This window comes from Streptomyces sp. NPDC059142, from assembly GCF_042755665.1.
Taxonomy (GTDB): Bacteria; Actinomycetota; Actinomycetes; order Streptomycetales; family Streptomycetaceae; genus Streptomyces.
This window is the reverse complement of record NZ_JBHZDA010000177.1, coordinates 1-6,391: the sequence shown is the minus strand read 5'-3', so window position 1 is coordinate 6,391 and position 6,391 is coordinate 1. Positions and strand designations below refer to the sequence as shown.

The following is a 6,391-nucleotide window of genomic DNA, read 5'->3' as shown; positions in this document are numbered from 1 at the left end:
TTTTTTTTTTTTTTTTATTTTTTTTGTTTTTTTTTTTTTTTCTTTCCCCCCCCGGCCTTCGTCTCCCCCCCCCCCCCCCCCCCTGTGTGCGGACGTACGGTCAGGCGTGGCTCGCCGCCACCCAGCGGGCCAGCGCGTCCCGCGCCGCGCCCGAGTCGATCGCCTCCGCGGCCCGCGCGATCCCCGCCACGAGCTGGGTCTCCAGCGCGTCCCCGGTCGGGTCCAGCGCCACCAGCGCCGCCGCCGCGTTGAGCAGCACCGCCTCCCGTACGGGTCCGCCTTCGCCCGCCAGCAGCCGGCGGGCGACATCGGCGTTGTACGAGGCATCCGCGCCACGCAGCGCCTCCACCGGGACCAGTTCCAGCCCGACGTCCCGCGGATCGAAGGGCTGCTCGGTCACCGCGCCCTCCCGTACCATCCACACCCGCGAGGTCGCGGTGGTGGTCAGCTCGTCGAGCCCGTCGTCACCGCGGAAGACCAGCGCCGAGTTGCCCCGGCCGGCGAGCACCCCGGCGACGATGGGCGCCATCCGCGCGTCCGCCACCCCCACGGCCTGGGACCTGACCCTGGCCGGGTTGGTGAGCGGGCCCAGGATGTTGAAGGTGGTCTGCGCGCCCAGCTCCTTGCGCGCCTTGGCCGCGTACCGCAGCGCCGGGTGGAACTTGACCGCGAAGCAGAAGGTGATGCCCGCCTCCTCCGCGACCTCCACGACCCGTCGCGGCGTCAGCTCCAGATTGACGCCGAGCTTCTCCAGTACGTCGGAGGCACCGCTCGCGGAGGACGAGGCGCGGTTGCCGTGCTTGACGACCTTGGCGCCCGTGCCCGCCACGACGATCGCGGACATCGTGGAGATGTTGACGGTCTTGGCGAGGTCGCCGCCGGTGCCGACGATGTCGACCGTACGGCCGGGCACCTCGATGGTGTTGGCGTGCGCGTACATCGCGCGGACCAGCCCGGAGACCTCCTCGACGGTCTCGCCCTTGGCCCGCAGAGCGACCGCGAACCCGGCGATCTGCGCGTCGGTGGCCTCCCCGCTCATGATGCGGTCCATGGCCCACGCCGTGTCGTCGGTGGACAGGTTCTCGCCGCGCAGCAGCGGGTTGAGCACGCCGGGCCAGGTGCGGGCCGCCACGGTGTCGCCTCCGACGGGGGTAACAGCGCTCATGCTCGCTCCTGGGGTCTGTGGGACGGCTGCGTGGGCCGCGTACGGCCGATCGGCGTGACGGCCGAGGGGCGTACGGCCCGGCCGCCAGCCTATCGGCGGACGGCGGGCCCGGTGGAGAGGTGCCCGTACTGCGGACGCGGGGTGCGGTGCGCGGGGTGCGGTGCGGTGTGCGGTGCGGTGTGCCGCGTACCGGAGCCGGGGACACGCCGAGGGCCCCGGCCGGCTCCCTGGGGAGACCGGGCCGGGGCCCTCGGTGGTGGCGACCTGTGTCAGGCCGGGCGATCAGTGGTGGCCGTGGCCGCTGGTGATCTCCTCGTACTCCTCCGCGGTGGGCTTGGGAAGCTGGTTGTTCTCGCCGTAGTAGCCCTTGCTCAGCTTGACCCGCAGCCGCTCGACCGGCGACACCTTGCGGCGTACACCGTTCTCGTCGACCTCGGGGCCCAGCTCGGCGGGACGGTACTGCTCGTGCGCGGTCAGCTTGTGCAGGTCGCCCTGGTCCAGCGGGGTGTGGACCTCGACGAACTCACCGTGCGGCAGCCGCTTGATGACACCGGACTCCCGTCCGTGCAGCACCTTCTCGGCGTCGCGTCGCTGGAGACCGATGCAGATCCGCTTGGTGACGATGAAGGCGATGACCGGTCCGGCGAAGAAGGCGATCCGGACGAACCAGGTGATCGCGTTGATCGACAGATGGAAGTGCGTCGCCCACAGGTCGTTACCGCCACCGACCAGCAGGATGAAGTACCAGGTCAGCCAGGCCACACCGAACGCCGTACGGGTCGGTACGTTGCGCGGGCGGTCCAGCAGGTGGTGCTCGCGCTTGTCACCGGTGACCCAGGACTCGACGAACGGGTAGACCGCGATCGCGACCAGCACCAGCGGGAAGATGATCAGCGGGATGAACACACCCAGGACCAGGGTGTGTCCCCACGCGTTGATCTCCCAGCCGGGCATCACACGGATGAGACCTTCGGAGAAGCCCATGTACCAGTCGGGCTGGGCGCCGGTGGAGACCTGGTCGGGCCGGTACGGGCCGAGGGCCCAGATCGGGTTGATCGTGGCGATGGCCGAGACGATCGTGATGACACCGAAGACCAGGAAGAAGAAGCCTCCGGCCTTGGCCATGTAGACCGGCAGCAGCGGCATGCCGACGACGTTGGTGTTCGTCTTGCCGGGGCCCGCGAACTGCGTGTGCTTGTGGTAGAAGACCAGGATCAGGTGGGCCACCACCAGACCCAGCATGATGCCGGGCAGCAGCAGGATGTGGACCGAGTAGAAACGGGCCACGAAGTCGCCGCCGGGGAACTCCCCGCCGAACAGGAACATCGACAGGTACGTTCCGACGATCGGCACCGACAGGACCGCGCCCTGCATGAACCGCACACCGGTACCGGAGAGCAGGTCGTCCGGGAGCGAGTAGCCGGTGAACCCGGTGAACATGCCCAGGACGAAGAGCAGGAAGCCGAAGAGCCAGTTGACCTCGCGCGGCTTGCGGAAGGCGCCCGTGAAGAAGACGCGCATCATGTGCACCATCATGGCCGCGAGGAAGATCAGCGCCGCCCAGTGGTGGATCTGCCGGATGAGCAGACCGCCGCGGACGTCGAAGCTGATGTCCAGCGTGGAGGCGAACGCCTCCGACATCATCACGCCCTGGAGCGGGACGTAACCGCCGTGGTACTCCACCTCGTTCATCGACGGGTGGAAGAACAGCGTCAGATACACACCCGTGAGGATGATGATGATGAAGCTGTAGAGGCAGATCTCCCCGAGCATGAAGGACCAGTGGTCCGGGAAGATCTTGCGCATGTTGGCCTTGGCCAGGCCGTAGATGCCCAGCCGGCCGTCGGCCCAGTCGGCGACCCGCTCGCCCGCGGGCGCTTTACGGGCCTTGTCGTCCGTCGTGGCAGTGGTCGTGGTACTCATCCGCGCTCCCAGAAGGCAGGGCCGACGGGCTCGGCGAAGTCACCGAGCGCTTCGAGGTTGCCCTCCGCGTTCACGCCGATCCGCAGCTGCGGCAGGGCGTGACCGGCGGGCCCGAAGATGACGCGCGCGCCGTCGGAGAGGTCGAAGGTGGACTGGTGGCACGGGCAGAGCACGTGGTGCGTCTGCTGCTCGTACAGGCTGATCGGGCAACCGACGTGGGTGCAGATCTTCGAGAACGCCACGATCCCCTGGTGGGACCAGTCCAGCTCGCGCTTGTCCTTGATCTCGTCCGGCTGGATCCGGACGATCATCAGGGCAGCCTTGGCGATCTCCTTCTGGAACTCCTCGCTGTGCTGGTCCAGGCCCTCGGGCATGGCGAACGTCAGCGAGCCCGTGATGACGTCCTCGGGACGCAGCGGCTCCATGGTGTTCATGTTGATGAGCTGCTTGCCCTTGGCCCACAGCGTCGTGCGGAGCTTCTTCTCGGGCAGCGGACCGAGGTCGCGCAGCAGCACGACACCGGAGAGCGGTACGAGCGCCAGCGCGCCGAACATCGTGTTGCGGATCAGCTTGCGCCGGCCGAAGCCCGACTCGGCCGCACCCGCGGCGAAGTCCTCCAGGACCTTCGCCTTGACCTCCGGCGGCGCCTCGATCGGGTGCCGGTCGTCGGCGATCTCCACGTCCGACATCAGCGTGCGGGCCCAGTGGACCGCGCCGGCGCCGATGGCGAAGAGGGCGACACCGAGCGTCACACCCAGCGAGAAGTGCAGGATGCTGACGTGCCCGAACGGGAAGATGAAGACGCTCTTGTCGACCGGGAAGGCGACGAAGGAGGCGATGAACGCCACCGTCGCCAGCATCGACAGCAGGAACAGGCCGGCGACGGTGCGCTCGGACCGCTTGGCCGCCCGCTCGTCGATGTCCTGGATCCTCGGTTTGTGCGCCGGCATCCCCGGATCCGCGAAGGGATCGTCGGTGCGCGCCACCTCGCCGTGCGGGGCGTCGTGCCCGCTCGGCAGGTTCTCGTCTACTGAATTCTCTTGGCTACTCATGACTTCTTGGCCTTAGCGGTGTGGGCCGCGACCCAGACGGCAACGGCGATCAATGCGCCCAGTCCGAAGATCCAGGCGAACAGGCCCTCGCTGACGGGGCCGAGGCCGCCGAGGGAGAGGCCGCCGGGGCTGACGGTCTCATCCCCGTTCACCGCCTTGACGTACGCGATGATGTCCTTCTTCTGCTGCTCCGGCATCGTGGAGTCGGGGAAGGAAGGCATGTTCTGCGGGCCGGTCTGCATGGCCTCGTAGATGTGCTTCGGATCCACGCCCTCAAGGCTCGGTGCGGACTTGCCGTGGGTCAGCGCACCACCCTCACCGGTGAAGTTGTGGCACTGGGTGCAGTTGGTACGGAACAGATCGCCACCCTTGGCGATGTCGGCACCGTCGGGGCTGTACTGCTTCTCGGTCGGCGTGATCGGACCGGCGCCCAGGGACGCGACGTACGCGGCGAGCTGGTCGATCTGCTTCTGGTCGTAGATGACCTTCTTCTTCGGTACCTGCGCGCCGGGCTGCTGGGCCGGCATACGGCCGGTGCCGACCTGGAAGTCCACGGCGGCGGAGCCGACGCCGACCAGGCTCGGGCCGTCAGAGGATCCCTGACCGCCGGTCCCGTGGCAGCTTGCGCAGCCCACGGTATAGAGCTTCTTGCCCTCCTCGATGGCCAGGGACTGGGCGGTATCTTCAGCCTGAGCCTCGCTCGCGGGCGCGAACGCGGCGTACAGCCCCCCTGTGACCGCCAGCGCGAAGAGTAGGACGACGACCGCCGCCAGCGGATGGCGTCGTCGTGCGGAGAGCTTTTTCACGGATTACCCCGGTGTCAGGATCTTCTGCGTCGGTGCTTCTGGACTGTGTGCGTAGGACGGCGCGCGTCGGGCGCGGCGCCCCGCTACTTGATCAAGTAGATCGTGGCGAAAAGGCCGATCCAGACGACATCGACGAAGTGCCAGTAATAGGACACGACGATGGCGGCGGTTGCCTGCTCGTGGGTGAACCTCTTGGCCGCGTACGTCCTGCCCAGGACGAACAGGAACGCGATCAGACCCCCCGTCACGTGCAGACCGTGGAAGCCGGTGGTCAGATAGAACACCGAGCCGTACGGGTCGGAGGAGAGCGAGATGCCGTCCTTCTTGACCAGCTCGGTGTACTCGAGGACCTGGCCGCCGATGAAGATCGCACCCATCACGAACGTGATCACGAACCACGTGCGGAGCTTCTTGACGTCACCGCGCTCGGCGGCGAAGACGCCGAGCTGACAGGTGAGGGAGGAGAGCACCAGGATCGTCGTGTTCGCCGTCGAGAACGGGACGTTCAGGGCATGGGCCATTTCCTTCCAGTACTCGGCCCCCATCACCGATCGCAGGGTGAAGTACATCGCGAAGAGGGCCGCGAAGAACATCAGCTCGGAACTCAGCCAAATGATGGTTCCGACACTGGTGAGGTTCGGCCGATTGACCGACGGGTGCGCGTGCCCGGTTTCTACTGTCGTTGCTGTCGCCACGACCGACATTATGTCGGTCGCTTATCCCGCGCTGACTCCCGGGGTGCCGTTCGGTGTGTCCATGGGCTGTGTCCAGCTCGAACGGCCCAGCGAAGGGCTGTCCTTACCCGTGCTGACAGGGTGTCCGACGGAGTACGATCCGCGCATCGGTTCAGGGCCGTGGAGCCCTGGAGCCCCCGCAGACACCGACGTCACGGAGGAACAATGCAGCCGACCGCCACCGTGCTGGTCTACAGCGACGACGCGAACATCCGCGAGCAGGTCAGGCTGGCGGCGGGCCGGCGGCCGGCCGCCGATGTCCCACCGGTCGAGTTCGTGGAGTGCGCCACCCTTCCCGCGGTCCTCGAACACCTGGACCGGGGCGGGATCGACGTCTGTGTGCTGGACGGCGAGACGGCCCCCGCGGGCGGTATGGGCGTCTCCCGGCAGATCAAGGACGAGATCTTCCACTGCCCGCCCGTGCTGCTGCTGATCGGCCGCCCGCAGGACGCCTGGCTGGCCACCTGGAGCCGTGCGGACGCCGCGGTGACGCTCCCGGTCGAGCCGGTCGGCTTCGCGGACGCCCTGGCCTCCCTGCTGCGCTCACGGCTCTCCGTGGACGCCTGAGACTCCGCTCACGCGTCCCGGCCGGGGGGCCCGGGCCCCCCCGCCCCCCCGCCCCCCCCCCCGCCGCCCCCCGCCCCCCCCCCCCCCCCCGGCGGCCCCCCCGCTCGCGGGGCGCCCCCCCCCCCCGGCGGGCGGCGAGCTGCC

6 protein-coding genes are annotated in these 6,391 nt (G+C 68.4%); 1 reads left to right on the top strand and 5 read right to left on the bottom strand.

Going from position 1 to position 6,391, the window contains the following annotated elements; all coding sequences use genetic code 11:
- Positions 1-100 precede the first annotated feature (100 nt).
- The 5 genes from trpD to ACFXPK_RS32190 form a co-directional block, all read right to left on the bottom strand.
- Positions 101-1,165, bottom strand: coding sequence for an anthranilate phosphoribosyltransferase (gene trpD / locus ACFXPK_RS32210; RefSeq protein WP_385003222.1), 1,065 nt, complete (start codon positions 1,163-1,165; stop codon positions 101-103).
- A 282-nt stretch (positions 1,166-1,447) separates the two neighbouring features.
- Entirely contained in the window at positions 1,448-3,088 is a 1,641-nt protein-coding gene (locus ACFXPK_RS32205; protein ID WP_385003219.1) for a cytochrome bc complex cytochrome b subunit, read from the bottom strand.
- Entirely contained in the window at positions 3,085-4,140 is a 1,056-nt protein-coding gene (locus tag ACFXPK_RS32200) for a Rieske 2Fe-2S domain-containing protein (protein ID WP_385003216.1), read from the bottom strand. Before ACFXPK_RS32200 ends, ACFXPK_RS32205 begins: the two co-directional genes overlap by 4 nt.
- A complete protein-coding gene (locus tag ACFXPK_RS32195) occupies positions 4,137-4,946 on the bottom strand; it encodes a c-type cytochrome (protein ID WP_385003213.1) in 810 nt (269 codons plus the stop codon). Before ACFXPK_RS32195 ends, ACFXPK_RS32200 begins: the two co-directional genes overlap by 4 nt.
- Positions 4,947-5,029: 83 nt before the next feature.
- Positions 5,030-5,650: a heme-copper oxidase subunit III gene (locus tag ACFXPK_RS32190; RefSeq protein WP_385003210.1), complete on the bottom strand. Its 621-nt coding sequence runs from the start codon at positions 5,648-5,650 to the stop codon at positions 5,030-5,032.
- Positions 5,651-5,845: 195 nt separating this feature from the next.
- On the opposite strand from ACFXPK_RS32190, the gene ACFXPK_RS32185 reads away from it, so the two are divergent.
- A complete protein-coding gene (locus tag ACFXPK_RS32185) occupies positions 5,846-6,247 on the top strand; it encodes a hypothetical protein (RefSeq protein WP_385003207.1) in 402 nt (133 codons plus the stop codon).
- Positions 6,248-6,391 lie beyond the last annotated feature (144 nt).

What these genes read in the sequence shown, in the direction of transcription:
- ACFXPK_RS32185 (WP_385003207.1), top strand. Translation starts at nt 5,846, where the DNA reads ATGCAGCCGACCGCCACCGTGCTGGTCTACAGCGACGACGCGAACATC.
- trpD (WP_385003222.1), bottom strand. Translation starts at nt 1,165, where the DNA reads ATGAGCGCTGTTACCCCCGTCGGAGGCGACACCGTGGCGGCCCGCACC.
- ACFXPK_RS32190 (WP_385003210.1), bottom strand. Translation starts at nt 5,650, where the DNA reads ATGTCGGTCGTGGCGACAGCAACGACAGTAGAAACCGGGCACGCGCAC.
- ACFXPK_RS32200 (WP_385003216.1), bottom strand. Translation starts at nt 4,140, where the DNA reads ATGAGTAGCCAAGAGAATTCAGTAGACGAGAACCTGCCGAGCGGGCAC.
- ACFXPK_RS32205 (WP_385003219.1), bottom strand. Translation starts at nt 3,088, where the DNA reads ATGAGTACCACGACCACTGCCACGACGGACGACAAGGCCCGTAAAGCG.